27 protein-coding genes are annotated in these 26,562 nt (G+C 68.7%); 14 read left to right on the forward strand and 13 right to left on the reverse strand.

Annotated features, from left to right (window positions below):
* Window positions 1–148: 148 nt before the first annotated feature.
* From cobS to ACO2Q1_RS10615, 3 genes are all read right to left on the reverse strand, one after another.
* Window positions 149–1,153: a cobaltochelatase subunit CobS gene (gene cobS, locus ACO2Q1_RS10605; protein WP_423329482.1), complete on the reverse strand. Its 1,005-nt coding sequence runs from the start codon at window positions 1,151–1,153 to the stop codon at window positions 149–151.
* Between the two features lie 180 nt (window positions 1,154–1,333).
* Window positions 1,334–1,759, reverse strand: coding sequence for an organic hydroperoxide resistance protein (locus tag ACO2Q1_RS10610; RefSeq protein WP_423329483.1), 426 nt, complete (start codon window positions 1,757–1,759; stop codon window positions 1,334–1,336).
* A gap of 66 nt (window positions 1,760–1,825) precedes the next feature.
* On the reverse strand, window positions 1,826–2,497 hold the full coding sequence (locus tag ACO2Q1_RS10615; RefSeq protein WP_423329484.1) for a J domain-containing protein: 672 nt from the start codon (window positions 2,495–2,497) through the stop codon (window positions 1,826–1,828).
* 45 nt (window positions 2,498–2,542) lie between these two features.
* Here ACO2Q1_RS10615 and ACO2Q1_RS10620 point away from each other — a divergent pair, with 45 nt between their 5' ends.
* The 7 genes from ACO2Q1_RS10620 to ACO2Q1_RS10650 all read left to right on the forward strand — a co-directional run bounded on the left by ACO2Q1_RS10620 (window position 2,543) and on the right by ACO2Q1_RS10650 (window position 10,977).
* A complete protein-coding gene (locus ACO2Q1_RS10620) occupies window positions 2,543–2,848 on the forward strand; it encodes a BolA family protein (protein WP_423329485.1) in 306 nt (101 codons plus the stop codon).
* 94 nt (window positions 2,849–2,942) lie between these two features.
* Complete coding sequence (locus tag ACO2Q1_RS10625) at window positions 2,943–4,754, forward strand: ATP-binding protein (RefSeq protein WP_423329486.1); 1,812 nt, start codon at window positions 2,943–2,945, stop codon at window positions 4,752–4,754.
* A gap of 109 nt (window positions 4,755–4,863) precedes the next feature.
* Window positions 4,864–6,549, forward strand: coding sequence for a cisplatin damage response ATP-dependent DNA ligase (locus ACO2Q1_RS10630; RefSeq protein ID WP_423329487.1), 1,686 nt, complete (start codon window positions 4,864–4,866; stop codon window positions 6,547–6,549).
* Window positions 6,550–6,607: 58 nt separating this feature from the next.
* Window positions 6,608–7,591 carry a mechanosensitive ion channel family protein gene (locus ACO2Q1_RS10635; protein ID WP_423329488.1) on the forward strand — a complete coding sequence of 328 codons (984 nt, stop codon included), beginning with the start codon at window positions 6,608–6,610 and terminating at the stop codon, window positions 7,589–7,591.
* Between the two features lie 3 nt (window positions 7,592–7,594).
* Window positions 7,595–8,611, forward strand: a complete 1,017-nt coding sequence (locus ACO2Q1_RS10640) for a beta-eliminating lyase-related protein (RefSeq protein ID WP_423329489.1) — start codon at window positions 7,595–7,597, stop codon at window positions 8,609–8,611.
* A 59-nt stretch (window positions 8,612–8,670) separates the two neighbouring features.
* On the forward strand, window positions 8,671–9,054 hold the full coding sequence (locus ACO2Q1_RS10645; protein WP_423329490.1) for a hypothetical protein: 384 nt from the start codon (window positions 8,671–8,673) through the stop codon (window positions 9,052–9,054).
* 81 nt (window positions 9,055–9,135) lie between these two features.
* Window positions 9,136–10,977 carry an ABCB family ABC transporter ATP-binding protein/permease gene (locus tag ACO2Q1_RS10650; protein WP_423329491.1) on the forward strand — a complete coding sequence of 614 codons (1,842 nt, stop codon included), beginning with the start codon at window positions 9,136–9,138 and terminating at the stop codon, window positions 10,975–10,977.
* On the opposite strand, the gene ACO2Q1_RS10655 is transcribed toward ACO2Q1_RS10650, so the two are convergent.
* The 4 genes from ACO2Q1_RS10655 to ACO2Q1_RS10670 form a co-directional block, all read right to left on the reverse strand.
* Window positions 10,962–11,432: a chemotaxis protein CheE gene (locus ACO2Q1_RS10655; RefSeq protein WP_423329492.1), complete on the reverse strand. Its 471-nt coding sequence runs from the start codon at window positions 11,430–11,432 to the stop codon at window positions 10,962–10,964. The genes ACO2Q1_RS10650 and ACO2Q1_RS10655 overlap by 16 nt on opposite strands.
* Window positions 11,433–11,434: 2 nt before the next feature.
* The gene (locus tag ACO2Q1_RS10660) at window positions 11,435–12,064 is read right to left on the reverse strand and encodes a response regulator (protein WP_423329493.1); all 630 of its coding nucleotides are present in this window, start codon (window positions 12,062–12,064) and stop codon (window positions 11,435–11,437) included.
* An 82-nt stretch (window positions 12,065–12,146) separates the two neighbouring features.
* On the reverse strand, window positions 12,147–13,097 hold the full coding sequence (locus ACO2Q1_RS10665) for an acetyl-CoA carboxylase carboxyltransferase subunit alpha (RefSeq protein ID WP_423329494.1): 951 nt from the start codon (window positions 13,095–13,097) through the stop codon (window positions 12,147–12,149).
* A 99-nt stretch (window positions 13,098–13,196) separates the two neighbouring features.
* Complete coding sequence (locus tag ACO2Q1_RS10670) at window positions 13,197–14,141, reverse strand: site-specific tyrosine recombinase XerD (RefSeq protein ID WP_423329495.1); 945 nt, start codon at window positions 14,139–14,141, stop codon at window positions 13,197–13,199.
* An 83-nt stretch (window positions 14,142–14,224) separates the two neighbouring features.
* Between ACO2Q1_RS10670 and ACO2Q1_RS10675 the strand changes: the two genes are divergently transcribed.
* From ACO2Q1_RS10675 to ACO2Q1_RS10695, 5 genes are all read left to right on the forward strand, one after another.
* A complete protein-coding gene (locus tag ACO2Q1_RS10675) occupies window positions 14,225–14,800 on the forward strand; it encodes a shikimate kinase (protein WP_423329496.1) in 576 nt (191 codons plus the stop codon).
* On the forward strand, window positions 14,797–15,903 hold the full coding sequence (aroB, locus tag ACO2Q1_RS10680) for a 3-dehydroquinate synthase (RefSeq protein WP_423329497.1): 1,107 nt from the start codon (window positions 14,797–14,799) through the stop codon (window positions 15,901–15,903). The genes ACO2Q1_RS10675 and aroB overlap by 4 nt, the downstream gene beginning before the upstream one ends.
* Window positions 15,904–16,063: 160 nt before the next feature.
* Window positions 16,064–16,501, forward strand: coding sequence for a helix-turn-helix domain-containing protein (locus ACO2Q1_RS10685; protein WP_423329498.1), 438 nt, complete (start codon window positions 16,064–16,066; stop codon window positions 16,499–16,501).
* Window positions 16,502–16,531: 30 nt separating this feature from the next.
* Window positions 16,532–16,861 (forward strand): hypothetical protein, encoded by a 330-nt coding sequence (locus ACO2Q1_RS10690; RefSeq protein ID WP_423329499.1) that lies wholly within the window; start codon window positions 16,532–16,534, stop codon window positions 16,859–16,861.
* A 22-nt stretch (window positions 16,862–16,883) separates the two neighbouring features.
* Window positions 16,884–17,324: a hypothetical protein gene (locus tag ACO2Q1_RS10695; protein WP_423329500.1), complete on the forward strand. Its 441-nt coding sequence runs from the start codon at window positions 16,884–16,886 to the stop codon at window positions 17,322–17,324.
* On the opposite strand, the gene ACO2Q1_RS10700 is transcribed toward ACO2Q1_RS10695, so the two are convergent.
* The 5 genes from ACO2Q1_RS10700 to ligA form a co-directional block, all read right to left on the reverse strand.
* Window positions 17,305–18,615: a hypothetical protein gene (locus ACO2Q1_RS10700; protein WP_423329501.1), complete on the reverse strand. Its 1,311-nt coding sequence runs from the start codon at window positions 18,613–18,615 to the stop codon at window positions 17,305–17,307. The genes ACO2Q1_RS10695 and ACO2Q1_RS10700 overlap by 20 nt on opposite strands.
* Window positions 18,616–18,676: 61 nt before the next feature.
* Window positions 18,677–19,012 carry a hypothetical protein gene (locus ACO2Q1_RS10705; protein WP_423329502.1) on the reverse strand — a complete coding sequence of 112 codons (336 nt, stop codon included), beginning with the start codon at window positions 19,010–19,012 and terminating at the stop codon, window positions 18,677–18,679.
* A gap of 37 nt (window positions 19,013–19,049) precedes the next feature.
* Window positions 19,050–19,610 carry a GNAT family N-acetyltransferase gene (locus tag ACO2Q1_RS10710; protein ID WP_423329503.1) on the reverse strand — a complete coding sequence of 187 codons (561 nt, stop codon included), beginning with the start codon at window positions 19,608–19,610 and terminating at the stop codon, window positions 19,050–19,052.
* Window positions 19,607–21,790 (reverse strand): S9 family peptidase, encoded by a 2,184-nt coding sequence (locus ACO2Q1_RS10715; RefSeq protein ID WP_423329504.1) that lies wholly within the window; start codon window positions 21,788–21,790, stop codon window positions 19,607–19,609. Before ACO2Q1_RS10715 ends, ACO2Q1_RS10710 begins: the two co-directional genes overlap by 4 nt.
* A gap of 99 nt (window positions 21,791–21,889) precedes the next feature.
* Entirely contained in the window at window positions 21,890–24,232 is a 2,343-nt protein-coding gene (gene ligA, locus ACO2Q1_RS10720; RefSeq protein ID WP_423329505.1) for an NAD-dependent DNA ligase LigA, read from the reverse strand.
* 242 nt (window positions 24,233–24,474) lie between these two features.
* On the opposite strand from ligA, the gene ACO2Q1_RS10725 reads away from it, so the two are divergent.
* Entirely contained in the window at window positions 24,475–25,464 is a 990-nt protein-coding gene (locus tag ACO2Q1_RS10725) for a M28 family peptidase (protein ID WP_423329506.1), read from the forward strand.
* Window positions 25,461–26,039, forward strand: a complete 579-nt coding sequence (locus ACO2Q1_RS10730) for a hypothetical protein (protein ID WP_423329507.1) — start codon at window positions 25,461–25,463, stop codon at window positions 26,037–26,039. Before ACO2Q1_RS10725 ends, ACO2Q1_RS10730 begins: the two co-directional genes overlap by 4 nt.
* 45 nt (window positions 26,040–26,084) lie before the next feature.
* On the opposite strand, the gene ACO2Q1_RS10735 is transcribed toward ACO2Q1_RS10730, so the two are convergent.
* Window positions 26,085–26,546, reverse strand: a complete 462-nt coding sequence (locus ACO2Q1_RS10735; protein ID WP_423329508.1) for a peptidylprolyl isomerase — start codon at window positions 26,544–26,546, stop codon at window positions 26,085–26,087.
* Window positions 26,547–26,562 lie beyond the last annotated feature (16 nt).

A 26,562-nucleotide genomic window follows, 5' to 3' on the forward strand; every position in this document is an offset into this window, starting at 1 on the left:
CTCTTGGGGAAGAAGGGTTCCAGCCGAGCCATCTGCTCGTCCGTCAGCCAATACAGGTCACTCATATCCAGACTCCTCAGGAGCCTGAATCAGATCGAGCCTCTTGGATCAATGGGTCCTGAGCCTAGAGCGTAATCAGCGGTGGTCATCACCCCACCTTCACCCGCGTCGCCGCCTCGGGGAGATCCTCCCCGAACGCGCGCTGGTAGAACTCCGCGATCGTAGGCCGTTCCAATTCGTCGCACTTGTTCAGGAAGGTCAGGCGGAAGGCCAACCCAAGGTCGCCGTTGAAGATCTGGGCGTTCTGGGCCCAGGTGATGACGGTGCGGGGCGACATGACGGTGGAGATGTCGCCGTTCATGAAGGCGTTACGGGTCATGTCGGCGACGCGGACCATGGCGGCGATCTTGCGGCGGCCCTCGGCGTCCTGCCACTCGGGAACCTTGGCGGCGACGATCTCGGCCTCCACGTCGTGGTCGAGGTAGTTCAGGGTGGTGACGATCGACCAGCGGTCCATCTGGCCCTGATTGATCTGCTGGGTGCCGTGATACAGGCCCGAGGTGTCGCCCAGGCCGATGGTGTTGGTCGTGGCGAACAGACGGAAATGCTTGTTCGGGCGAATGACGCGGTTCTGGTCCAGCAGGGTCAGGCGGCCTTGGGCCTCCAGCACGCGCTGGATGACGAACATGACGTCAGGACGGCCCGCGTCGTATTCGTCGAACACCAGGGCGATGGGGCGTTGCAGGGCCCAGGGCAGCATGCCCTCGCGGAACTCGGTGATCTGTTTGCCGTCCTTCAGGACGATGGCGTCCTTGCCGACCAGGTCGATGCGGCTGACGTGGCTGTCCAGGTTCACGCGCACCAGCGGCCAGTTCAGGCGAGCGGCGACCTGTTCGATATGGGTCGACTTGCCGGTGCCGTGATAGCCCTGGACCATGACGCGGCGGTCGTGGGCGAAGCCGGCGCAGATGGCCAGGGTCGTCTGGGGATCGAAGCGGTAGGCCGGGTCGATCTCGGGCACATGGCTGTCGCCCGGCTCGAAGACCGGAACCTGCATGTCGCTGTCGACGCCGAAAAGCTCTCGGACCGAGGCCTTGCGGTGCGGTTCGAACGTCAGCAGCGGATCGGGGGAGGCGTCGAGCGGGGAGGTCATGGGTGTGCGATTAGCCGACGTGAACCGGATGGTCGAGACCTACTCCGTGCATCCCGGCGAAGGCCGGGATCCAGATGCAGTGAAGGCGGTCGGCGCGTGGCGCAAAGTCGGTGCGCAGCCGCCGCGGAGGCGAGTTCTGGACCCCGGCCTTCGCCGGGGTGCACGGTCAAGGAGCGCGCGCTATTCCGCCTTCAGGGCCACGTCCACATTGCCGCGGGTGGCGTTGGAGTAGGGGCAGACCTGGTGGGCCTTCTGGATCAGGTCGTCGATGGTCGCCTGGTCCAGCCCGTGGTCGGTGATGGTCAGGGAGACGTCGAGGTTGAAGCCCTCGCCGCGGGTGTTCTTGCCGAAACCGACGCCGGCGGTGACCTTGGTGTCCGGCCCGACCGGCTTGCCCTCGTTGCGCGACACCAGCCGCAGGGCGCCGAGGTAGCAGGCGGCGTAGCCGGTGGCGAACAACTGTTCCGGATTGGTGCCGGGGCCGTCGTCGCCGCCCATGGCCTTGGGCACGGACAGGCTGACGTCGATCTTGCCGTCATCGGTGGCCGAGCGGCCGTCGCGGCCGCCGCCCGAGGCGGTGGCGTGGGCGGTGTAGAGGACTTCCATGGTCTGGCTCCTTGGAGAGATGGAGAGCCATAGATAGGCGCTCCTTCTCCCGACGCGAGAGGGAGGTCAGGCCGCCAGTCCGGCCTTCTTCAGCGTCTTGTAGGCCTTGATGACGCGCTGGAGCTTGGCCTCGGCGCCGCGATCGCCCTGATTGTGGTCGGGGTGAAACCGCTTCAGCAGCTCATGATAGCGGGCCTTGACCGCCTGGGGCTCGGTGCGGGCGTCCAGGTCGAGATCGGCCAGGGCGCCGCGTTCGATCTTGCCCAGCCGCGGCTCGTCCGGAGCTCCGGCTGCGGCGTTCTCGCGCACCCGACGTCCGAACAGGCCGAAACTGTCGCGCCAGGAACCGGCGCCGGTGTTGTTGGCCGTGCCGAACTTGGCCGCGAAGGCGGCCGCCTCCCGCGTGTTCTTGCCGGCCTTCATCTCCCAGGTCGGACGACCGCCGGTCATGGCCTCGTTTTCCTGGGCGGCGCGAATCTCGCCCTCGCTCATCCCGGCGTAGAAGTTCCAGCCCTTGTTGTATTCCCCGGCATGCCGCTGGCAGAACTCGTAGAAATCGTTCAGCCGCTCGCGCGACTTGGGCGCACGCGCCGTCGCGGCCTGACGGCAGTCGGGCCATTGGCAGGGCTTTTCGCCGGGCTTCAGGCGCAGGACGTCCTCGGCGGCGGCGTGCTCCTCGGACGGCGGCCGAATCCGCATATCGCGAAAGCGCGGCTTGTACTGGAATTCAGTGGGCATCGCCCCAAGTGTAAGGCCGATTTCGACCGCTTCAAGGAACCTGAGATGGCTGACGGCCCCGTGGCGAAGAGAATTCGGGAAAAACTGACGGCGGCCCTGTCTCCCAGCCGCATCGAACTGGAGGACGACAGCTGGCGACACGCCGGTCACCATCATGAGGGCGGCATGGACGCCCGGCCCGGCGGTGAAAGCCATTTCAACGTGCTGATCGTCGCCGACGCCTTCGCCGGACTAGGGCGGGTTCAGCGACAGCGAATGATCAACGCCGCCCTCGCGGAGGAGCTGGCGGGGCCGGTCCACGCCCTTTCCATCCGCGCCCTGACGGAATCAGAAGCCGCTGCGAGCCGGTGAGGTAGCGGCGTTCTGCCATTTTTTGGGACGTTCATTTCGTCTTAGAACCTTCAACCTACCGTCGCCCCGGGGCCAATAGAGACCGGAACAGCGGATGGTGGGATCCGACGGGTTGGGCAAGGGGTTGGACGGACTCGCCGCAAGCGAGGCCGCGCAAGCCTTGGCCACCATGCTGCAGACCCAGTATCTGCGCTATCTGATCATCGCCAGCTGGGCCGTGGGCCTGCTCGGCGCGATCGGCTGGCGGACGGCCCTGGTGTGGTTTGTCGCCACCCTGGCCGCCGGCGCGCTGCGCGGCCGCTTCGAAAAGAGCATGGCGGGCAAGGTCGGCGGCGGATGGGGCCTGGTCTTTCCGCTGGTGGCCACGGGCACCACGGCGGCCTGGGCGGCGGCGCCGCTGCTGGCCTGGTTCTGGGGCAACGGCTTCGGCCAGACGCTCGCCGTCGCCCTGCTGATCGCCGGCTATGTGCTGGTGTTCGCCCAACTGCGCGGATCGCCGCGCCAGGCCCTTGTGATTTCCTCTCCCTATGGCGTCGTCGCGGCGATCGTGGCCGGCAGCCTGTGGGGGACGCCAGAGTTCTGGGCCTTTCTCGCCGTCCTGCCGTTCACAGCGGCCGGCCTGTTCGTCATGGTGACGATGAACATGCTGCGCGAGCAGCGCATCCGCGCCTTCCAGGAGGATCAGGCGCGCCTCATCGCCGAGCTTGAAACGGCGCGCGACCGGGCCAACGCGGCCAGCGAGGCCAAGTCCAACTTCCTGGGCGTGGTGTCGCACGAACTGCGAACCCCGATGAACGGCGTGCTCGGCGCGGCCCAGCTTCTGGGCTCGACGCGTCTGGACAACACCCAGCGGGAGTATCTGTCGGTCATCCGCAACTCCGGCGACAGCCTGCTGTCGCTGCTGAACGACATTCTGGACATGACCAAGATCGAGGCGGGTCGCATGACCTTCGAGGTCATGGACGTTTCGATCCCTGACCTGCACCAGCGCGTCACCGGTCCGTTCCAGGCAATGGCCGAGGCCAAGGGCGTGAAGCTGAACTGCGCCTTCACCGGCGAGATTCCGTCCGTGGTGCGCGGCGACCCCCTGCGCGTCGGCCAGGTGCTTCAGAACCTGTTGTCCAACGCCGTGAAATTCACCGACGCCGGCCAGATCGACTATGAGATCAACGCCGTCCGCCTGTCGGAGCGACGCGTCCGTTTCCGCTTCATCGTCACCGACAGCGGGCCGGGGATTTCGGACGAGGACATGGCGCGACTGTTCCAGCCCTTCACCCAGCTGGACGCCTCCTCGACCCGGCGATTCGGCGGGACCGGTCTGGGCCTGACGATCGCGCGCCGCATGGCCAACATCATGCACGGCGACATCGACGTGCAGTCGACGCCGGGCAAGGGGTCGACCTTCAACTTCACCGTCGAGGCCGAAGTCGTCGAATGGACCAGTCTGGCCACGCCGGTCGAGGCGGAGACGCAGGACGTCTATTCCCGATCCCTCAACGTACTGATCGTCGAGGATCACCCGGTCAACCGCATGATCCTGGACGCCTGGCTGACGTCGGGCGGGCACACGACCGCCTCGGCGGAGAATGGCCAGATCGCCGTGGAGATGAGCGCGGACCGGGCCTTCGACCTGATCGTGATGGACGTCAACATGCCGGTGATGGACGGGCTGACGGCCACGCGGCTGATCCGCCAGGGCGGGGCCAATCGCGAGACGCCGATCACCGTGCTGTCGGCCTCCGCCCGCGCCGAGGACTGCCGCGCGGGGCTGGAGGCGGGCGCTGACGCCTATCTGACCAAGCCGATCAACTTCGCCGATCTGGCGGAGCTGATCGCCCTCGCTCCGGGCGGCCGGTCCGCCATGCGCACGGTGCTCGAGCCGGGCGAGGCAGCCGCCGCGGCCTGACGCCCCGAAGGCTTGTCCTCAAGCCGCAGACGGCGGAAACCTGAGGCGTCTCGACCGTTGAGCCTGCGCGGGTGCGTCGGCGCCCGGCTCTCGGGACCCGGACCTCTGGATGCGCGCCTTCGCCGAACTGATCGATCGTCTGGCCCTGACCCGGTCGCGCAACGCCAAGCTGGCGATCCTGCGCGACTATCTGCGCGTGACGCCGGATCCGGACCGGGGCTGGGCCCTGGCCGCCCTGACCGGCGACCTGACCTTCTCCGTCGCCAAGCCGGCGGTGATCCGGCGAGTGATCGAGGCGCGACTGGATCCGGTGTTGTTCCGCTGGTCCTATGACTATGTCGGCGACCTGGCGGAAACCGCCGCCCTGGCCTGGCCGGTAGATCCCGCCCGGCGCCCGAACCGCGAGCCGAGCCTGGGCGAGGTGGTGGACGCCCTGTCGGCGGCCAGGCGGGGCGAGGTGGAGCGGCTGATTGAGGGCTGGATGGACGCCCTGGATCCGCGCGGCCGCTGGGCGATGTTGAAGCTGGTGACGGGCGCCCTGCGCATCGGGCTGTCGGCCCGACTGGCGCGCGCCGCGACCGCCATGCTCCGTCCCGCCGAACATCCGGGACCGCCCGCACCGGAGGGAGAGGCCCCTCCGACGGCCTTGCCGCCGATCGATGTCGCGGACATCGAGGAGCTTTGGCATGGGCTGACGCCGCCCTATGTCGACCTGTTCGCCTGGCTTGAGGGCGCCGCTGAACGCCCGGACGCCCAGGGCGCAGGCCGGTTCCGCCCGGTCATGCTGGCCACCGCCCTGGACGAGGCCGAGCTCGACAGATTGAGCCCTGCCGACTTCCTCGCTGAATGGAAATGGGACGGGGTCAGGGTCCAGGCCGTGATCGAAGGCGACGTGCGGCGCCTCTACTCGCGGTCCGGGGACGACATATCGTCAGCCTTCCCCGATGTTCTGTCCGGCCTGGATTTCGAGGGCGTCGTGGACGGCGAACTGGTCATTCGCAGGGAGGACGTCGTGGCGCCTTTCGGCGACCTCCAGCAGCGCCTCAACCGAAAGACGGCCGACCCTCGTCTCCAGGCGTCACATCCGGCGGCGATCATCGCCTACGACCTGATGGCGCTCGGCGACATGGACTTGCGGCCGCGCCCTCTGACGGAGCGTCGGGCGGCGCTGGAGGCGATGCTGGCCGAACGGCCCCAGTCCCGGATGATCATCTCGCCGGTGCTGGAGTTCGACGGCTGGGAGAACCTGGCCGCCTTGCGCGCTGATCCGCCGATCGGGGCGGCGGCGGAGGGCGTCATGCTCAAACGCCGGGATTCCGCCTATGTGGCCGGCCGTCCCAAGGGGCCATGGTTCAAATGGAAGCGCGACCCGCACCTGATCGACGCGGTCCTGATGTATGCGCAACGCGGTCATGGGAAACGATCCAGCTTCTATTCCGACTTCACCTTCGGCGTCTGGGATGAGGTCGGCGCCCTGAGCCCGGTCGGGAAGGCCTATTTCGGCTTCACGGATGAGGAGCTGAAACAGCTGGACAAGTTCGTGCGCGACCACACCACCGAGCGGTTCGGCCCCGTGCGCGCAGTCACGGCCACGCGGGAGTTCGGCCTCGTGCTGGAGATCGCCTTCGAGGGGTTGAACCGCTCGACCCGGCACAAGTCAGGGGTGGCCATGCGCTTCCCCCGCATCGCGCGCATTCGCTGGGACAAGCCGGCGCGAGAGGCGGATACCTTGGCCACGGTGCAGGGGCTCCTGCAGACGCTGGAAGGCGAGGGCGGGCGGCTGGCGAGTCGATGACGCGGATTTCAGCGGTCACGGGGTTCCAAATCGGAAGCCAGGCGTTAGACCCGGCCCAATGACCGACTTGTCTCCGAACCAGATTTCAAAGGCCGTCGAAGCCGGACGGCAGGCCATCGCCGTCGATCAGGCGATGCTGGCCAAGCTGATCGACGTCGCCGGCGCTTTCGCGGTGAACCTCACGATCGCCCTGGCGATCCTGATCGCCACCCTGTTCGCGGCCAGATGGGGGGCGGGGGCCGCCCGTCGCGCCCTGGGACGGACGCGCGCCTTCCGCCATGACGCCACGGTGGTCGGGTTCGCCGCCCAGATCGTGCGCGTGGTCATCATCGTCATCGGCCTGATCGCCGTGCTGCAACGACTGGGCGTGCAGACGACCTCGATCATCGCGGTGCTGGGCGCGGCCTCGCTGGCGGTGGGCCTGGCGCTGCAGGGGACGCTGTCGAACGTCGCGGCGGGCGTGATGCTGTTGATCCTGCGGCCGTACCGCGTGGGCGACGTGGTCGACATCGGCGGCGCGACCGGCTCGGTCCAGAAGCTCGACCTGTTCACCACCCAGATGTCCAACGCCAACAACCACAAGATCGTCGTGCCGAATTCCAAGGTGCTGGGCGACGTCATCATTAATCTGTCCGGACAAAAGACCCGGCGGATCGAGATTCATTTCACCGTGGGCTACGGCGAAAACCTGCACGAGGTGCGGCGCATTCTGCTGGCCGTGGCGACGCTGCACGACAAGGTGCTGGAAGACCCGGCGCCCTGGTCCGGCGTGACCGGCCTGCTGGACAGCGCCGTGCAGGTCACGCTGCACGCCTGGGTGGTTCCGGCGGACTGGTGGCAGACCCAGGCCGACCTGATCCAGGCCGGCAAGGAGGCCCTGGACGAGGCCGATATCGAGATTCCGTTCCCGCACCAGGTCGCGGTGCCCTTTGGCGACGACGCCGTCCCGACCGTCGTGGCGGTGCAGACGCCGGCGCCGGAGCCGGAGCCGGGCGGCGCCGCCGATCAACCGTCGCGCGCCCGCAAGCCGAAGAAGAGCTGAGACGTGCGCTACGATTTCGCCTCCGACAACACCGCCGGCATGGCGCCGTCCGCCCTCGCGGCCCTGAACGACGCCAACGCCGACTTCGCCAGGGCCTATGGCGCCGACGACGTGACGGCGCGCGCGGCCGACCAGATCCGGGCCCGACTGGACGCGGACGCCGAGATACGTTTCGTGTTCTCCGGCACGGCCGCCAACGCGATCGCCCTGTCCATGCTGGCCTACCCGCACGAGGCTGTGATGGCGCATCAGGCGGCGCACATCTGCACCGACGAGACCGGCGCGCCGGGATTTTTCGGGCAGGGGGTCGGCCTGATCGGCCTGCCGGGCGAATCCGGCAAGATCGACCCGCGCGCCCTGAAGGCCATCCTGGCCGAGCCCGAGGTCGGTCACCGGCAGCCTCCGGCGGCCCTGTCCCTGACCCAGTCGACCGAATACGGCGCGGTCTATTCGTCCGAGGAACTGCGCCACCTGATCGAGCCGGTGAAGGCGTCGGGCTATGGCGTCCATATGGACGGCGCGCGTCTGGCCAATGCGGCGGCGGCGGGCTTCGACCTGAAGGACATTCCGCGCCTGGGCGTCGACGTCCTGGTGTTCGGGGGCGCCAAGGCGGGCCTGCCTTCGACCGAGGCCCTGGTCCTGTTCGACCGGTCGTTGGCGCGTCGCCTGGACAACCGCCTGAAACAGGCCGGGCAGACCGCGTCAAAGGGGCGTTTTCTGGCGGCTCCGTTCCTGGGACTGCTCGAGAGCGGCGACTGGGAGGCGGGGGCGGCGCACGCCAATCTGATGGCGCAGCGCCTGGCGGCGGGCATATCGCTGGGGTCGCGCTTCGTCCTGGCGCATCCTGTCGAGGCCAACGCCGTCTTCGTTCGCATGCCCGAACGCGCCCATCGTCGTCTGAACGAGCTCGGTTGGGCCTGCTACCGGTTCGATGACGGCTCGGTGCGGTTCGTCTGTTCCTGGGCGACGCGGATCGAGGCGGTCGATGAACTGGTCGCCGCCATCGCCGGGCTGGACTGAAGGCCGCTCGTCAGGTCACGTCACTGTGCCGGTGACGCTGCGGCAGGCACCTTTGCTGGATGATGCTGTCGTTCCTGATATCCGTGGTGATCGCGGCGACCTCGTCGGACCCGACGGCCGCCTTCATCGGTCGCTGGGCCGTCGGCCCGGCAGAGATTGAGGGCTACGACACGATCATTCCTGACCCTCCGCGCTGTGAAGGCCGATCCCTGGTCGTCATCGAGGCGGCGGGGCCAGGCAGGATCCGCCGCATCAGCCGGGGCCGGGAAGTCGAGATGTACGTCCGCGCCGACGGCCAGGATGCGATTTTCAGCCTGACGCCGAACACGGACGGCTATCGGGTCCGTCACATTCGGGATGGCGGCTTCCAGATGGCTTCTGCGGTCGGGGACGCGCCGGACTGGGGGCGGTCGCTGCAACATAATCCCTGTCCGGCCATCTGAGGCCTTCCCCCCACTTCGGCCAGCCTCCATATCGGGCGAATGGCGAGAGGCGAGCGCGGCGGCGGACGCAGGGGCGGATCGATGGAGACCCGCGCACAAGGCGGCCCGGAGGTCACGCCCGATTCGCCGGGCACGCTGACCGCCCTCGCCGAGCTGGCGCGTCTGGTGGGGCGGTCGCGGGCGCCTCAGCTGCGAATGAGGCTGATCACCGCTGTTCTCCTGACCCTCGCCGGGAAGGGGCTCGGCGTTCTGGCGCCCCTGGTGCTGGGGGCCGCCGTCAACCATCTGGCGCGGGATCAACCGACCGGCGTGGCGGTCGGGCTGGGGTTCGCGGGCTTCGCCGTCGGCTGGGCCCTGGTGCGCTTCCTGTCGTCGGCGGCGCCGCAGCTGTCGGATGTGGTCTTCGCCCCGGTGCGCGCCGCCGCGCAGCGCACGACGGCGGCGGAGACGTTCGCCCACGCCCTGAACCTCTCGCTCGACTTTCACCAGACCAAACGCTCCGGCGCCCTGTCGCGCACGGTGGATCGCGGCTCGCGCGCGGTGGACTTCCTGCTTCGGGTTCTGGCGTTCAACCTGGTGCCGACGGGACTGGAACTGGTTCTGGCCGCCGGGGTCCTGGGCGGTCGCTACGACTGGCGGTTCGCGGCCGTGGCCGTGGCGGTTGTGGCGATCTACACCCTCCTGACCTTCTCGATCTCCAACTGGCGGATCGAGCAGAGGCGGGCGATGAACGCGGCCGACACCGAGGCGGCGGGCCTGGCCGTCGACGCCCTGCTGAACTACGAAACGGTCAAGTCGTTCGGGGCCGAGACCCGTGCGGCGGCCGGCTATGATCAGGCCCTGGGCGTCTATAACGCCGCAGCATTGAAGGCGAACGGATCCCTGGCTCTGCTGAACGTCGTTCAGGCGGCCGTGATGAACCTCGGCCTCGGCGTCATGGCGGTGATGGCGGGATACGAGGCGGCGGCGGGCCGCATGGGGCCAGGCGATGTGACGGCGGCCGTCCTGATCCTGATCTCTCTCTATGGGCCCCTCAACATCCTCGGCTTCGCCTACCGCGAGATCCGCCAGTCCTTCATCGACATGGAGGAGATGCTGAAGGTCACGCGCACGTCGCCGCTGGTCGCCGATCGACCCGGCGCCGTCGACCTGACCCCGGCGGCGGACCGGCGCGGCGGCGAGATCGTCTTCGATCGCGTGGGCTTCCGTCACGACGCCCGCGCCATCGGTCTCGAGGACGTCAGCTTCGTCGCCGCACCCGGCCAGACCACGGCCATCGTTGGCCCGTCAGGGTCCGGCAAGTCGACCATCGTCAAGCTGGCCCTGCGGCTGCTGGACCCGGCGGCGGGCGAGGTGCGGATCGACGGCAAGGACATGCGGGACGTCACCCAGGCCTCGATCCGCCGTGCGGTCGCCCTGGTGCCTCAGGACGTGGCCCTGTTCAACGACACCCTGGCCACCAACATCGCCTTCGCACGGCCCGAGGCGGACGAAGCCGCGATCTGGGCCGCTGCGGACGCGGCTGAACTGGGCGATTTCATCCGGGGTCTGCCGGAAGGCCTGAATACGCGCGTGGGCGAGCGTGGCCTGAAGTTGTCGGGCGGCGAACGGCAGAGAGTCGGCCTGGCTCGGGCGCTGCTGGCCGATCCTTCGGTGCTGATCCTGGACGAGGCCACCAGCGCCCTCGACAGCCGGACCGAGGCGGCGATCCAGAAGACCCTGAGGCGGGCGCGGTCCGGCCGCACCACCCTGGTGGTGGCTCACCGGCTGTCGACCGTGGCCGACGCCGACCAGATCCTGGTGCTCAAGAACGGACGTGTGGTCGAGCGCGGCGCCCACCATGAGCTGGTGGCGCGGGTCGGCGGGGAATACGCGGCCCTGTGGCGCAAACAGACCCGGACGACCGGTCAGGCCGCCGGCTGAAGCTTCACCCGCAGCATCTCATCCAGGCCGTCCAGCACCTTGGCGCGGGCGGCCTCGCCCTCTTCGCCTTCCGGCAGGGCCAGCATCAACTGCAGGGCCTGGACGTGGACAGTGACGATGCGCCAGTCGAAGGTCTCGCCTTCCGGCGCGGCGTCCAGCAGATCGCAAAGCCCGGAAGCTGCCCGGCACAGGTCGTTCATCTCGAAGGGCCCGGCGGCATCGACGATCCCGGCGGAAAGACCATAGGCGCGCGACACCGCTCGATCATCGGGGCCGGACGGCGCCGGCATGGCGGCCAGTTCGGTGATCTGGGCCTTGATGATCTCGAGGCCGCGCGGGCGAATGACGTTCAGGTTCGCCAGCGCCTGAGCCTTGGCGACCGAAACGCTCAGACCGCCTGCGGCGTCGATCATGGTCGAAAGACGCGACTTCCTCTGCTGTCGGATGACGACCATGTTCAGCTCCCCCTCTTGCCGGCCACCTCGGCCTCCAGTTCCGCGACGGCGGCCTCCAGATCGGCCTCGTCCTCACTCAACCCCATCGCCGCCTCGTGCTGGGCGCGGGCGATCATGTCGGCGCGCCGCTCGCCTTCCTTCAGCGGTTTGGACTTGTTGCGGCGGCGATCCGGTCCCTTGTAGTCGCCCGCCTCGATGAAGGGGCGGTTGTCGCGCGCGACCCAGACCAGCCGTTCCAGCAGACTGGCCGCGCTGAACGGCTTGGTGATCAGATAGTTGGCGCCGCAGTCGCGCACGGCCCCCAGCTTGGAGCGACGAACGTGGCCGGCGGTCATGATGACCGGAACGTAGGCGTTGGGATCATGCCCCGAATGCCGAACCCAGCGCACCAGTTCACATCCATCCAGCCCCGGCATCTCGCAATCGACCAGCAGCAGGTCGATCGGATGATCGCGCAGGATCTGGATGGCGTCTTCGGCGCTGGAGCAGGCGTAGCGGATCTGAACCCCGAAACCTCGCAGCGCCTCGACCGTGAGCTCCCGGCTGAACGCCGAATCGTCGACGACCATCGTGATCGCGCCGGCGAAATTCACCACGGCGCTGTCGCGGAGCTTTTCTCCTGTTCCGTTCATGCGCCCATCATCACACCACCCACGGGCGGCAAGCTGTCACGCCGCCGTGGACAAGGCGTTAACGCTATGACCGGGCCGAGGCTCAGCCTGCGCGGCCGATGGCGTAAAAGCGATCCGCCCGCTGCTTGCGCAGGGTGTCCGCCGACAGCGGACGCAGGCTCGCCAACTCCTCTGCGATCGCGTCGCCGACCGACGTCACCGCGGCCGTCCGGTCCGCATGGGCGCCGCCAAGCGGTTCCTCGATCACGCGATCGACGATCTTCAGACCCAGAAGGTCCGGAGCGGTGATCTTCATGGCCAGGGCGGCGTCCTTCGCCCGCGCGCCGTCGCGCCACAGGATGCCGGCCGCGCCTTCCGGTGAGATGACCGAATAGATCGAATGCTCCAGCATCAGCACCCGATTGGCCGCCGCCAGGGCGATGGCGCCGCCGGACCCGCCTTCGCCGGTGATGGTGGTGATGAAGGGCGTGCCCAGCATCAGTCCGCGCTCGGTCGATCGGGCGATGGCTTCGGCCTGGCCTCGCTCCTCGGCGCCGAGCCCCGGATAGGCGCCGGCGGTGTCGACGAAGCTGAGCACCGGCAGGTTGAACCGCTCGGCCAGATCCATCAGGCGCACGGCCTTGCGGTAGCCTTCGGGCAGGGCCATGCCGAAATTGTGCGTCAGGCGGCTGGCGGTGTCATTGCCCTTCTCGTGGCCCATGACGACCACGGATTGCCCCCGGAACCGGGCCAGACCGCCCATGATGGCCTGGTCATCCCCGAACTGACGGTCGCCCTTCAGCTCGACGAAATCGGTGAACAGCCCGTCGACATAGTCGATGAAATGAGGCCGTTCGGGATGGCGCGCCACCTGGGTGCGCATCCAGGGATCGAGATTGGCGTAGGTCTTCTTGCGCAGCTGCGACGCCTTCTTGCGCAGGGCGGCGATCTCGGTCTCGAACGAACCCGAGGTCGCGGACAGACCGTTCAGCTCGTCGATCTTCTGTTCGAGCTCGGCGATCGGCTTTTCGAATTCGAGATAGTGCGTGGCCATCGGGCGTCCGGAATGACAGGCGAGGGGAGCCGCCCGGCGAGGCGGCGGAAACTAGAGCCGCATGGGCAGAGGAGCAAGCGGCCTTGGCGACGGGGAGATTCAATCCTCCGTGCGCGACGGCGGCGCGGCCAAGGGATGATGTCGCTGCACCACCTGGCTCAGCCGGTCCGTGGCGACGTGGGTGTAGATCTGGGTGGTGGCGATGTCGGCGTGGCCGAGCAGGGTCTGCACGACCCGCAGATCGGCGCCGCCTTCCAGCAGATGGGTGGCGAAGGCGTGCCGCAGGACATGGGGGCTGACGCGCGCGGGATCGATGCCGGCGTCGATCGCCGCCTGATCGAGAATCTGGGCGAACCGTCGCGGCGTCAGCCGGCCGCCGGCGCCACGCGAGGGAAACAGCCATGGACTGTCCGGAGCCGGACCGCCGGAGGGCAGGGCTTTGCGCGCCGCATCCCGGACGTCCAGCCAGGCGCGGACCGCCGCCCGCGCGGGGTCATTCAGGGGCGCCAGCCGTTCCTTTCCGCCCTTGCCCCGGATCGTCAGCCAGGCGGGGTCGCGTCGCACGGCCTCGACCCGGAGATTCAGCAGCTCGGAGACCCGCAGACCCGAGGCATAGGCCAGTTCGATCAGCGCCAGAGCGCGAACGGCCGCCGCTGCGTCGCGTTTCGCCACCGCCGCCAGAAGCGCGTCGATGTCCTCGCGGCTCAGGATCTTCGGCAGGTTGCGTCCCTGCTTCGGCGCATCCAGCCTCCGGGACGGGTCGTCCGGGCGCCACCCCTCGCCGAGGACGAAGCGGTAGAACTGCCGCACGGATGACCGTCGCCGCGCCGCCGTGGCCGCGGAAAGCCCGCGTTGCGCCAGATCCGCATACCAAGCCTCGACACCCGCTTCGTCGGCGGCCATCAGGCCGCCCGGCCCGACCCCCTGCTCGGCGTCGGCAAGGTCCCGGGCGTAGGCTGAAAGGGTGTGGGGCGAGGCGTCGCGCTCCACCGCCATCATCTCCAGGAAGGCTTCGATCTGTGGCGATGCGGCGTCGACGCTCATTCAGGGCCGCCTTCGCCGTGGCCCCGGCGCGTCGATGGTGTAGAGGACGGTTTGATCATGACTGTCTTCCCCTCCTGCGCCCAATGACCCGTTCAGCCGCCAGACGCGAATCGTCGGCCCTGACGGGTCGCACCATAGCCCTGGTGGGGTTGATGGGGGCCGGCAAATCGACTGTCGGCCGCCGCCTGGCCGCACGGCTCGGCCTCGCTTTCGCCGACGGAGACGACGAAATCGAAAAGGCGGCCGGCATGACCGTCTCGGACATCTTCGCCAGCCTCGGCGAGGCCGCGTTTCGCGAAGGCGAGGCGCGGGTGATGCGCCGGCTGCTGGAGGGGCCGCCGATCGTTCTGGCCACCGGCGGCGGCGCGATGATGAACGCCGACACGCGCGCTCTGCTCAAGGAACGGGCGCACACAGTCTGGCTGCGGGCGGATATCCGCGTCATCGCCCAGCGGGTGGCGCGGCGGGACACGCGGCCGCTGCTGCGCGGCAAAGATCCCTTCCAGACATTGAGCGCCATGGCCGAGGTCCGCTATCCCCACTACGCCCAGGCGGATGTCGCGGTCGACGTGGGCGGCGGCGCCCATTCCCAGGCGGTGGAGGCGGTCATCACGGCGCTGAAGTCGCATCTGGATTCGCGTTCGGAGACCCGGCCATGACCGTCATTTCCGTGTCCGGCGGGGCCTTCGCCGCCTATGACGTCGTCGTGGGGCGGGATCTGCTGGCCCAGGCCGGACAGCGCATCGACGCCCTGGCGCGCGGCCGTACGGTGATCGTCAGCGACGAGACGGTGGCCCGCCTGCATGCTCCGACCCTGGTCGCGTCCCTGACGGCGGCCGGCGTCACGACCCAGGTGGTGACGATCCCGCCCGGCGAGGCGTCCAAGTCTTTCTCAGAGCTGGAGCGGGTGCTGGATCGACTGCTGGAGATCGGCCTGGACCGCAAGGATGTGGTGGTGGCCCTGGGCGGCGGCGTCGTCGGCGACCTCGTCGGCCTGGCGGCGGCCCTCTATATGCGCGGCATCGACTTCGTGCAGATCCCCACGACCCTTCTGGCCCAGGTGGACTCTTCGGTCGGCGGCAAGACGGCGATCGACACGCGGCGCGGCAAGAACCTGATCGGGGCCTTCCACCAGCCGCGTCTGGTCCTGGCCGACATCGACGTCCTGGCGACCCTGCCGCCGGTGCAGCTTCGCTCGGGCTGGGCCGAGGTGCTGAAGCACGGTCTGATCTGCGACGCCCCGTTCTTCGGCTGGCTGGCGGGCGAGGGGGCGGCCGGCGCGACCGGCGATCCGGCGGCGCTGGAGCGGGCGGTGATCCGCTCGGTCGAGATCAAGAGCGCCATCGTCGGCGAAGATGAGAAGGAGGCCGGCCGCCGCGCCCTGCTCAACCTCGGTCACACCTTCGGCCATGCGGTCGAGGCCGAACTGGGCTTTGAGGAGGCCGCCCTGGCCCATGGCGAAGCCGTGGCCCTGGGCTGCGTCCTGGCCTTCCGCTACTCGCAACACCTGGGCCTGTGCGCCGCTGCCGAAGCCGACCGGGTCGAAGCCGTCATCGCCGCGGCTGGACTGCTCACGCGGCTTGAACAGGCCGGGACGTTCTCCGCCGACGCCCTGATGGCGCGCATGGCCGGGGACAAGAAGGCCGAGGGCGGTCGCCTGACCCTGATCCTGGCCCACGCCATCGGCCGCGCCTTCGTCGAAAAATCCGTCGATGCGGCCGACCTGCGGGCCTTCCTGGTGGATCAGGGGGCGGCCGGTTGAAGACCTGAGCGCTGGCGGCGGGATCGGACTTTGGTGACGTCGGCGACACAGCGCCCTCTGTGGGTGACCCGACCCTTGCGAAGCTGAAAATCACGGTTGGACCCCGGGCCGAAGATCGTGTTACGAATTCCGTGTCTTAACCACGATGGGGACGTGGGAAATGGAACGGTTGACGCCCATGCAGCTGGAATGCCTCCGGCGTGCGGCCAGCCGCGACAAGGTGATCGCGGCGGAACTGGGCATCGCTCCGTCGACGGTCAGCCTTCACATCCGCGCCGCCATGCAGAAGTTGGGCGCCGTCGATCGCTATGACGCGATGGGGCGTCTAGCGGTTCATCCGCTATATGAAGACATCGCTATTGTCGGGGTGCGGATCGAGCCGCCCCATTCGCCTGCGCCGACCGGTTCTCCGATGGGCGCGTCGCAGGAGAGGCCGGTGTTGTTCGGGCTTTCCCTGCCGCCTCTGCCGGGCGTCGTCGGACGTCTGGCCTGGGTGGTCGGCGCGTTCGTCGGTCTCGCGGCGGCCCTGCTGATGGGGATGTCGCTGGTGAACGCCATCATCGACCTCGCCGGACGGCAGGCGCCGGGATCGATCTGAGCGCGACCCCTTCGCTGAGGAGCGCACGACATGCCCAACAAACACCAGGCCGGCGTCCAGGTCGCCCGCCAACTCCGCACCGTTGAACACGCCGTCGATGAGGCGATGGCCGAGACCCTCAGGCTGGGGGCCATCATGCTGGACGCCCGCCGCGCTGCCGGCTTCGGCGCCGCCCTAGGGCAGGACGCGCTGGACCATGTGCTGGGCGGGGTCAGCGCCATGAACGCGGCCCGCGCCTCGGTGGTCACCGCGCATGACCGCCTTGCCGAAATCGCCGACGAACAGGCGGTTCGTTGGCGGCTGGACGGGCCGACCGAGACCAAGCCGACCGGCGTCGCCCCGTTGCAGATTGTCGCATGACCGCCGGATCCGGCGCCCGGCGATGAGCGCCATCGCCCTGTCTCCGTTCGTGATCTTCTCGGTCGCGGTGACGACTCTGCTGGCCTGGGCCGGCGGCCGGATCGAACGGTGGGCGGCGGTCGCCTTCTTTGCGGTGATGATCGTGACGCCCTTCATCCAGCATCAGGGGCGCTGGGCGGTGCCGTTGTCGTCCCTGATGCTGGCGTCCCTGCTGCTGTGGTGGGCCCTGACCCGGGACCGGTGGTGGCTGATCTTCGCGGCCGGATGCCAATTGCTCGCGCTGGCCACCCATGTGGTGACCCTGATCCGGCTGGAAAACCTGGTCTGGGCCGCCATCACCGTGCGCTGGCTGAGCTGGTTCGCCCTGATGTGCGTGGCCCTGTTCGGAGCCTGGGAGGGCTGGGCGCTGAAGCGAATCCAGCGCGCCGGCCCTCCCGTCCGCGTCACCCGATCTTCAGCCTGACGAAGACCATGCCGCCGTCCGGGTCGCCGCCATAGACGGCGGCGAGGCCCTCCGGCACGCGGTTGACGGCGTACAGGCCGCCCAGCCCGAAGATGGCCGAGGACGACACCCACCAGTCGCGGATCACGCCCACCGCCGCCTTGGAGACCGTGAACAGGTCGCCGTGGCCCCCGTGGGCGCCCGGCAGGAGTTCATCCGTTTCGATACGTTCGGCCCGGGCGAAGACGGTCCAGTCGGCGTTCGGCTTCACGGCGGTTTCCAGCAGCCAGGCGTCCTTCGACTCGTCGTGGTCATTGGTCTTGCGACCGAAGGCGAGGGTCGTCGACCACCAGCCGTCCGCGCCGAACCGCCGGGTGTGGATGGCGCTGGCCGAGAGCTTGGTTTCGTCCTCGTCCGGCTCCAGCTGCTCGGGCGCCTGTGCGTCGGCGTAGGAGGCCTGCAGCGACCATTCGGCCGTAGGGTTCCAGGACGCGCGCACGGACCAGCTGTCCAGCCGGGGCGTGTCGATGTCCCAGCGGTGCTGGTCCGGCTCCTGGCCCTTGAAGGCCGAGGCCTCGATCTTGAACCGGTCGCGGGCCCAGCCGACCGTCGTGACGCCGAACACGATATGGGTCGAATCCAGCCAGTGGTGGGTGATGGGCGCCTCGGGGCTGTCCATCGCGCTCATGCGGTGCATGAAGGCCGGGGGGCCGAAGGCGGGCTCGCCGGGCAGGCCCGCATAGACATAGAGGCTGTCACGATCGCTCAGCCGCCAGGAATAGCTGGCGGACAGCTCCATCAGGAAGTCGTGCGGATGCTGGCGGTCCAACAGGGGGCGCACGCCATCGGCGGTCTCCCCGGCCGCCAGCAGCAGCGGATAGCCGCGTTTGCCCATCAGCGGATCAGGGCTGACCATGGCCCGCAGGTTCAGGGTGGTGCCGTCGTCGAACTCACGCCGGGCTGCGCCCATCAGCATGCCGGCGACGAAGGTCTGATCGTCGCCCCGGGGACCGGACTGGGCCGAATGCACCAGGTTGAGCACGGCGTGACCCATCAAGGACCAGTCGCCGGATTGTCCATGCAGGCCGCCGTGCGTGGACATGTCCGGCTGCCACGCCGTGCCCGAGGCGTCGCGGGTCAGCGGCCAGGGTCCGAGCGGGCTGTTGCTCGGCATGTCATGGCCGGCATGAGGATCGGTCGGGGCGTGGTGAGAATGGTCCTGGGCGCTCGCCGCAGGGACGAACAGGAAAGGGACGAACACGAACAGGGATGCGCCGGCCAGTAGGCCCAGCGTCTTGGGAAGCGCCGTCATGGCGTTCTCCTTCAAATCTGAGGTTTCCGGAGGCGCAGGCGTGTGCGCCGGTGATCGCGGATCAGATCTTCGGAGGGTCGGGTTCAGGCGTGACGGTTCGGCCGAGAACAGCCGCCTGGAGACGCGGCGCCACCGAGGGGCGAGCCAGGGCTTCAGGCCGGGCGGTCGGGGCGGGCAGGGGGGCGACGACGCAGGCGATGCAGCAGGCCATCATCTTCATCGCCTTGGCGGGCGTGTCGGCCGGCGCGGATCCGTCCTGCCCGTGATGCGACGGCGTCGCGCCCTGGTCGGCGTGGCAGGGCGCCGGCTCCACCGGCGAAGCCCAGGCGTCGGCGACGCCCAGACCGGGCAGGGTCAGGGCGGCGAGGAGGCTGAACAGGGCCAACAGAACGCGCACGCCGCCACCCTAGGCCGTGCCAGCGCTCGGCGCCAGATCAGCCGGTCAGGGGCATGCCGTCCGTGTCCGGCGGCGTGGTGTCGCCGCCGGCCAGGGCGCGCTGCATGATCACGACGTCGCGCCACGCGTCGAACTTCCATCCGACCGACCCCATCGTCCCGACCATGTCGAAGCCGCAGGCGCGATGCAGTTCGATCGAGCCCTGGTTCGCCGAATCCCCGATGACGCCCAGCATCTGGCGCACGCCCAGGGTTTCGCAGCGGGCGATGAGCTCCTCCAGCAGGGCGCGCCCGAGGCCCTTTCCGCGCCACGCCGTGTCCAGATAGATCGAGTCCTCGACGGTGTAGCGATAGGCCGGGCGCAGGCGGAACGGGCCGACGTAGGCGTAGCCGACCACCTGGCCGCCGGCTTCGGCCACGATCCAGGGCATGCCGAGGGCGGCGATGTTGGCGTGGCGCCGGATCATCTCGCCCAGGTCGGGGGGATCCAGCTCGAAGGTGCCCGTGCCCTCTGTCACGTCCTGGGCGTAGATGGCCGTCACCGCCGCCATGTCGGCGGCGACGGCGTCGCGCAGGATCCAGTCGATCGGATCGCTCAAGCGGCCTCCCAGCCCTTTTCGACGGCCCAGACCGCGAAGGCGTAGTCGTGGGCGACCTCCTTCAGATAGTCGAACCGGCCGGAGGAGGCGAAGTGTCCGGCCTCCATGTTGATCTTCAGCAGCACCGGCTTGCCCGAGGTGGTGGCGGGCCGCAGCTTGGCGATCCACTTCTCGGGCTCCCAGTAGGTCACGCGCGGGTCCGACAGGCCCCCGGTGGCCAGGACGGCCGGATAGGGTTTGGCCTCGATCTGGTCGTAGGGGCTGTAGGAGTACATGTAGTCATAGGCCGCCGCGTCCTCGATCGGATTGCCCCATTCGGGCCATTCCGGCGGGGTCAGGGGCAGGCTGGTGTCCGACATGGTGTTGATCACATCGACGAAGGGCACGCCCCCGATGACCCCGGCCCACAGGTCCGGCCGCATGTTGGTCACGGCGCCCATCAGCATGCCACCCGCCGAACGGCCCTCGGCCACGATGTTTCCCGCCGTGGCGTATTTGCCGGCGATCAGGTGTTCGGCGCAGGCGATGAAATCGGTGAAGGTGTTCTTCTTGGTCATGCGGCGGGCGGACAGGAACCAGTTCCAGCCCTTGTCCGATCCGCCGCGGATATGGGCGATGGCGTAGATCCAGCCGCGATCGACCAGCGACAGCCGGTTTGTCGAGAATGTCGCCCCGATCGGAATGCCGTAGGAGCCGTAGCCGTAGAGCAGGGTCGGCGCCGAGCCGTCCACCGGCGTGGTCTTGCGGCGCAGGACGGTGATCGGCACCTCGGCCCCGTCCGGGGCGGCGGCGGTCAGCCGCTCGACCACATAGTCGGCCGGATCATGGCCCGACGGCACCTGCTGCACCTTCTTCAGGTCGCGCGCCCGAGTCTTGAGATCGTAGTCATAGGTGGACGTCGGGGTGGACGGCGAGTTGTAGGTGTAGCGCATCACCGTGGTCTCGAACTCGGCCGAGCCCTGCAGCGACAGGGCGTAGGCCGGCTCGTCGGCGGCGATCTGATGCTCGGCGCCCGCGCGGTCGCGGATGACGATGCGGGTGTTGGCGTCTGCGCGCTCCTGGCGGGCCAGATAGTCCTTCACCAGGCTGACGCCCTCGATGAACCGGCCGGGCGTATGAGCGACCAGATCCTTCCAGTGGGCCTTGGACGGGGTGGCGGTCGGCGCCTCGACGATCTTGAAGTCCATGGCGTCGTCGGCGTTGGTGCGGATGACCCAGCGATCGCCCCAGTGATCCAGATCATACAGACGGCCTTCATGCCGGGCCTCGACCAGGGTCGGGCTCGCGGTCAGGTTGGTCGCGGGAATGATGCGGCTTTCGCCCGTCTCCTGGTTCGCGATCGAGATGACCATGAAGGCGTCGTCGGCGGTCCGGCCCACGCCGATGAACATGCCGTCGTCTGCCTCTTCATAGACCAGGGTGGTCTCCCCGCCGCGCGCGGGGCGCCGGAAGATCTTGTCGGGGCGGCCGTTGTCGTCGCGGTTGGTCCAGAAGATCCAGGCGCTGTCGGGCGACCAGGCGAAGTTGGCCGTGGCGTTTTCGATCACCGACGGCAGGACCTCGCCGGTGGCCAGGTCCTTGACGTAGATCTTGTAGACTTCCGACCCCTGTGCGTCCTCGGCATAGGCGAACAGGCCGTGGTCCGGGCTGTTGTCGGCGGCCGAGACCTCGGAATAGGCCTTGCCTTTGGCCAGTGCGTTGCAGTCCAGCAGGATCTGTTCGCCGTCGGTGCGACCGGTCGGGCGGCGGCAGTACAGCGGGTGCTGATCGCCGACGTTGAAGCGGGTGTAGTATTCCCACGGTCCGTCGGCCTGGGGGACGGAGCTGTCGTCCTCCTTGATGCGCCCCTTCATCTCCTCGAACATGGCGTTCTGCAGCGGCAGGGTCGAAACCATCATCGCCTCGCGATAGGCGTTCTCTTCCGTCAGGTGCTCCTTGACGTCGGCCTTGATCAGGCTGGGGTCCTTCAGAACCGCCTGCCAGTTGTCGTCCTTCATCCACTGATAGTCGTCGGTCCGGACGCGGCCCAGTTGTTCGATGCGCACCGGAACCTTGCGGGCGACGGGCGGGACGGGGCGGGACTGGGGCATGGGCGATCCGGTGGCGGCAGAGGCGAGGGTGGGAGAGGCGGCGACCACGGTCGTGGCGGCGGCCGAGGCGAGCAGTTCGCGGCGGTTCATGGCAGGGGTTCCTGGTCCCGGAAAGGGCCTTTGCGGAAAGCTTGAGCGCGTCCGGGCGTCGCCGTCAAATGACGGCTGGGTAAGATCGGGCGACCGACGTCATCCGGCGATCAGCGCCAGCCATTCGTCCTCGGTCAGAACCGCCACGCCATGCTTCTGGGCGTCGGCCAGCTTGGATCCCGCGCCCGGCCCGGCGACGACATAGTCGGTCTTCTTCGACACCGATCCCGACACCTTGGCGCCGAGGCTTTCGGCCCGAGCCTTGGCCTCGTCGCGGGTGAAGCGCTCCAGACTTCCGGTGAAGACGACGGTCTTGCCCGAAACGGGGCTGTCGGCCTGCGGGCGTTCGGCGTCGATGATCGCTTCCAGTTCGGCGACCAGGGCTTCAACCACGGTCTTGTTGTGGTCCTCATGGAAGAATTCGGCGACGGCGCGGGCGGCGACGGGACCGACCCCGGCGATCCCGGCGATCCGGCCGAGGGTTTCGGACGGCCCTTCATTGCGGGCGATCTCGGCAAGACGACGCAGGCCGGGCCAGTCCGGGGCGAGATCGGCCAGGGCGCGTCGGGCCGGCGCCGCCAGACCGGGGAAGGCCAGGGCGATCTTCTGATCCAGCGGGGCCTCGGGCCAGGGATCGGCCTCGGCGACGTTCGCGGCGGCGAGGGTCGCCAGCACACGTGGAGAGACCGCATGGGCCTCGGCCAGTCGCGTCCAGTCGGTCGAGGGGATGCCCTGCGCCGCGTCCAGCCCCGCGGCGTGAAAGGCGGTCCAGCTCCCGAACTCGCGGGCCAGAAGCAGCGAGGTCTGGTCGCCGATGTCGCGGATCCCCAGGCCGAAGATCAGCCGTTCCAGGGCGATGGTGCGTCGCGCGTCGATGCCGGCGATCAGGTTGCGAACGCTGGTCTCGCCATAGCCGTCCTCGGCGCGCAGGGCGTCCAGCTTTTCGGCATCGCGGGCCAGGCGGAAGATGTCGGCGGGTTCGTGGATCCAGCCGCGCTCATGAAAGGCGATCAGCTGTTTCTCGCCCAGGCCCTCGATGTCGAAGGCGCGACGCGAGACGAAATGTTTCAGCCGCTCGACCAACTGGGCGTTGCAGATCAGGCCCCCGGTGCAGCGGCGACGAACCTCGCCCTCGGGCCGCACCGCCTCGGAGCCGCAGACCGGGCAGTAGGTCGGGAAGACATAGGGCAGGGCGTCGGCGGGGCGTTTGTCGCCCACCACAGACACGATCTGCGGGATGACGTCGCCGGCGCGCTGCAGCACGACCGTGTCGCCGATGCGCACGTCCTTGCGGGCGATCTCGTCCTCGTTGTGCAGGGTGGCGTTGCGGACCACGACACCCCCGACGGTGACGGGCGCCAGCCGCGCGACGGGCGTCAGCGACCCCGTGCGACCCACCTGGATGTCGATGCCCTCCAGCACGGTCGTGGCCTGCTGCGCCGGAAACTTGTGGGCGATGGCCCAGCGAGGGCTGCGGGCGATGAAGCCGAGGCGTTGCTGCCAGTCCAGGCGATCGACCTTGTACACCACCCCGTCGATGTCATAGCCGAGGCCCGCCCGGTCCGTCTCCAGCCCGCGATAGACCTCGATCAGGCCCTCGGCGTCCTCGACCCGCTCGGAGCGGGGATTGGTCGAGAATCCCCATTCGGCCAGTTTCTCCAGCGCCCCGTGCTGGGTGTCGCTGAACCCCTCGACGGGCTCCCCCCACGCATAGGCGAAGAAGCGAAGGGGGCGACCGGCCGTGATCCTGGGGTCCTTCTGGCGCAGGGAGCCGGCGGCGAAGTTGCGGGGATTGGCGTAGGTGCGGCGGCCCTCCGCCTCGGCGGCGGCGTTGAAGGCGGCGAAATCGTCGTTGGGCGCATAGACCTCGCCCCGTACCTCGACGCGCGCCGGCCAGCCCGAGCCGTGCAGCCGCAGGGGTATCTGGCTTTCGCCCAGGGTCTTGAGGTTCTCGGTGACGTCTTCACCCGTGCGGCCGTCGCCGCGCGTGGCCCCGACCTTCAGCACGCCGTCCACATAGAGGAGCGAGGCCGACAGGCCGTCGATCTTGGGCTCGGCGACAAAGGCGACGGACTCGTCGGCGGGCAGGTTCAGGAACCGGCGGATGCGGGCGACGAAATCCTGTACGTCGCCGTCGTCGAAGGCGTTGTCGAGCGACAGCATGGGCACGCCGTGCCGCACCTCGGCGAACTGGGTCGAAACCGGGGCCCCGATCTTTCGCGACGGCGAATCCTCGCGGACCAGCTCGGGAAAGCGCGCCTCGACGGCGGCGTTGCGCGCCTTCAGGGCGTCATAGTCGGCGTCGCTGATCTCCGGCTCGGCCTCGGCGTAATACAGGCTGTCGTGCCGCGCCATTTCCCCGGCCAGCCAGGCCAGCTCGGTCGCCGCCGTCTCAGGCGACAGGGTTTCCAGGGCGGGGAATTCAGGAATCGCAGCGATCATGGCCCGCCAACCTAACACCCCGCCGGATCGGGAACATCCTCGTGTGCGTGCGGCGGAGCCGCTGCGTCCGGCGCTGACGTGGGCTTGGGTTATGGGAACAATGGCCGCCGACACCCGGCGTCATTCACGGCGAACCGACTCTCCCGACTCTCTCGACTCCAAAATTCGCTCCATGACCGATCGTTATGCTGACGCGCCGTCCGGCCTCGCCTAGGCTCCCCGCGCCGTTGTCCGGAGTTCCCATGGTCCGTCGCCCTGCAATCCTCTCCCTGCTGCTCGTCAGCGCTGTGGCCGTCGCCGGCTGCGAGAGCCTGAACCTGCCGTGGCGGACGGCCGCCGAGCCTGCCGCCGCTCCGGCCGCGCCGGCTCCCGCCTCCGTCGTCGTGCCGCCGCAACTGATCGAGGACGTCCGCATCCTGTCGGCCGACGACATGGAGGGCCGTGACACCGGCGCGCCCGGCGGCGAGCGCGCCCGCGCCTATATCGTGTCGCGTCTGGAGGCGATCGGCGTCGAGGCGCCGCCGATGGGCCGCCTTCAACCGTTCCAGGCCCAGGGCCGCACGCGCGAAGGGCCGAAGACGTTCAACGGAACCAACATCCTCGGCCTGATCCCCGGCACGCGGGTCCCCGACAAATACATCGTGGTCACCGCCCACTATGATCATGTCGGCATCAGCGAAGGCCACATCTACAACGGCGCGGACGACAACGCCTCGGGCGTGGCGACCATGCTGGAGCTGGCGACCCGCCTGAAGGCGACGCCGCCCGAACACAGCGTGATCTTCGTGGCCTTGGACGGCGAGGAGAGGGGGCTGATCGGAGCCAGGCACTTCGTCGAGGCGCCGCCGGTGCCGCTGTCGTCGATCGTGCTGAATGTGAACTACGACATGACCGCCCGGGCCGAGACCGACAAGCGGCTGTGGGTCACGGGCACGTACCAGCATCCGAACCTGCGCCCCCTGATCGAGGGCGTCGGCCCGATCGGCGACGTCGCCCTGGCCTTCGGCAAGGACACCCCGGCCGACACCGGCGCGGACAACTGGGTCAGCGCCTCGGACCACGGCGCCTTCCACCGCGTGGGCCTGCCGTTCCTCTATTTCGGCGTCGACTACCATCCCGACTATCACCGCCCGTCGGACGATTTCGAGAAGATCACCCCGGCGATCTTCGCCTCGGCCACCGAACTGGCCATCTCCGCCTTCCGCCGGCTGGATGAGGGGCTCGACCGGTGAACGCCCGGCCTGTCCTGATCGCCGCGTCAGTGCTGCTGGCCTTGCTCGCCGGCTGCGAGCGGTTCATGCCGCGTGACAAGGCCGAGGAAGCGCCTGCGTCGAACGCCGAGCCGCCGCCCGCCGCCTTCGCTTCCAGCCTCTCGGGTGACGTCTCCGGCTACTATCTGCCGACCCAGGACATCCGGGTGGGCGAATGGAAGGTGCGCAACCTCTTCGTCGGCCAGGTCAGCGACTTCGCCGACTGGGAAGGCGGCCGCCGCATGGGGACCTTCGCGCCGGTCATGATCGAACTGGAGGACGAGACCAGTCCGATGACGGCGACGGAGCTCGGCGAGGTTCGCTCCGGCCAGATCCGCGTCCTGCCCACCCGCTATCAGGTCACCGACGACCGCATTGCCTTCAAGGGGCGCGCCGACGGCGTCGGCGAGGTGCGTTTCGACGGGCGGCTGGATCAGGAGGCCCTGGCGACCTCGCGCCGCAATCTGGGAGACGAAGGCGCGGTCCTGACCGGAACCCTGCAGGTCGGCGGTCGCAGCTTCAGCGGCGTGCGCCTGCGTTGGTGGGCCGGCGACTGAGGCCCGATATGAAGAAGGCGGGCCTCGCGACCCGCCTTCCGCAACTCAGTTGACCGTCGTCTTGACGATCTTGCCCGGCGCGCGGGGCGGCTCGCCCTTGGGCAGGGCGTCCACGTGTTCCATGCCTTCGATGACCTGGCCCCAGACCGTGTACTGACGATCCAGGAAGGTGGCGTCGTCGAAGACGATGAAGAACTGGCTGTTGGCGCTGTTCGGGTCCGAGGTGCGCGCCATCGAGCAGACGCCGCGCACGTGCGGCTCTGACGAGAATTCCTGCTTCAGGTTCGGCTTGGACGAGCCCGAGGTGCCGGTGCCGGTCGGGTCGCCGCCCTGGGCCATGAAGCCGGCGATCACGCGGTGGAAGACCACGCCGTCGTAGAAGCCTTCCGAGGCCAGTTCGGTGATCCGGGCGACGTGGCCGGGGGCCAGATCGTTGCGCAGCTTGATCACCACGTCCTTTTCAACGCCGTCGCCGGTGTCGAGGGTGAAGGTCAGGGTCTCGGCCATGGGGCGTTCCTTGTTC

This window comes from Brevundimonas sp. VNH65 (assembly GCF_049445955.1).
Taxonomy (GTDB): Bacteria; Pseudomonadota; Alphaproteobacteria; order Caulobacterales; family Caulobacteraceae; genus Brevundimonas.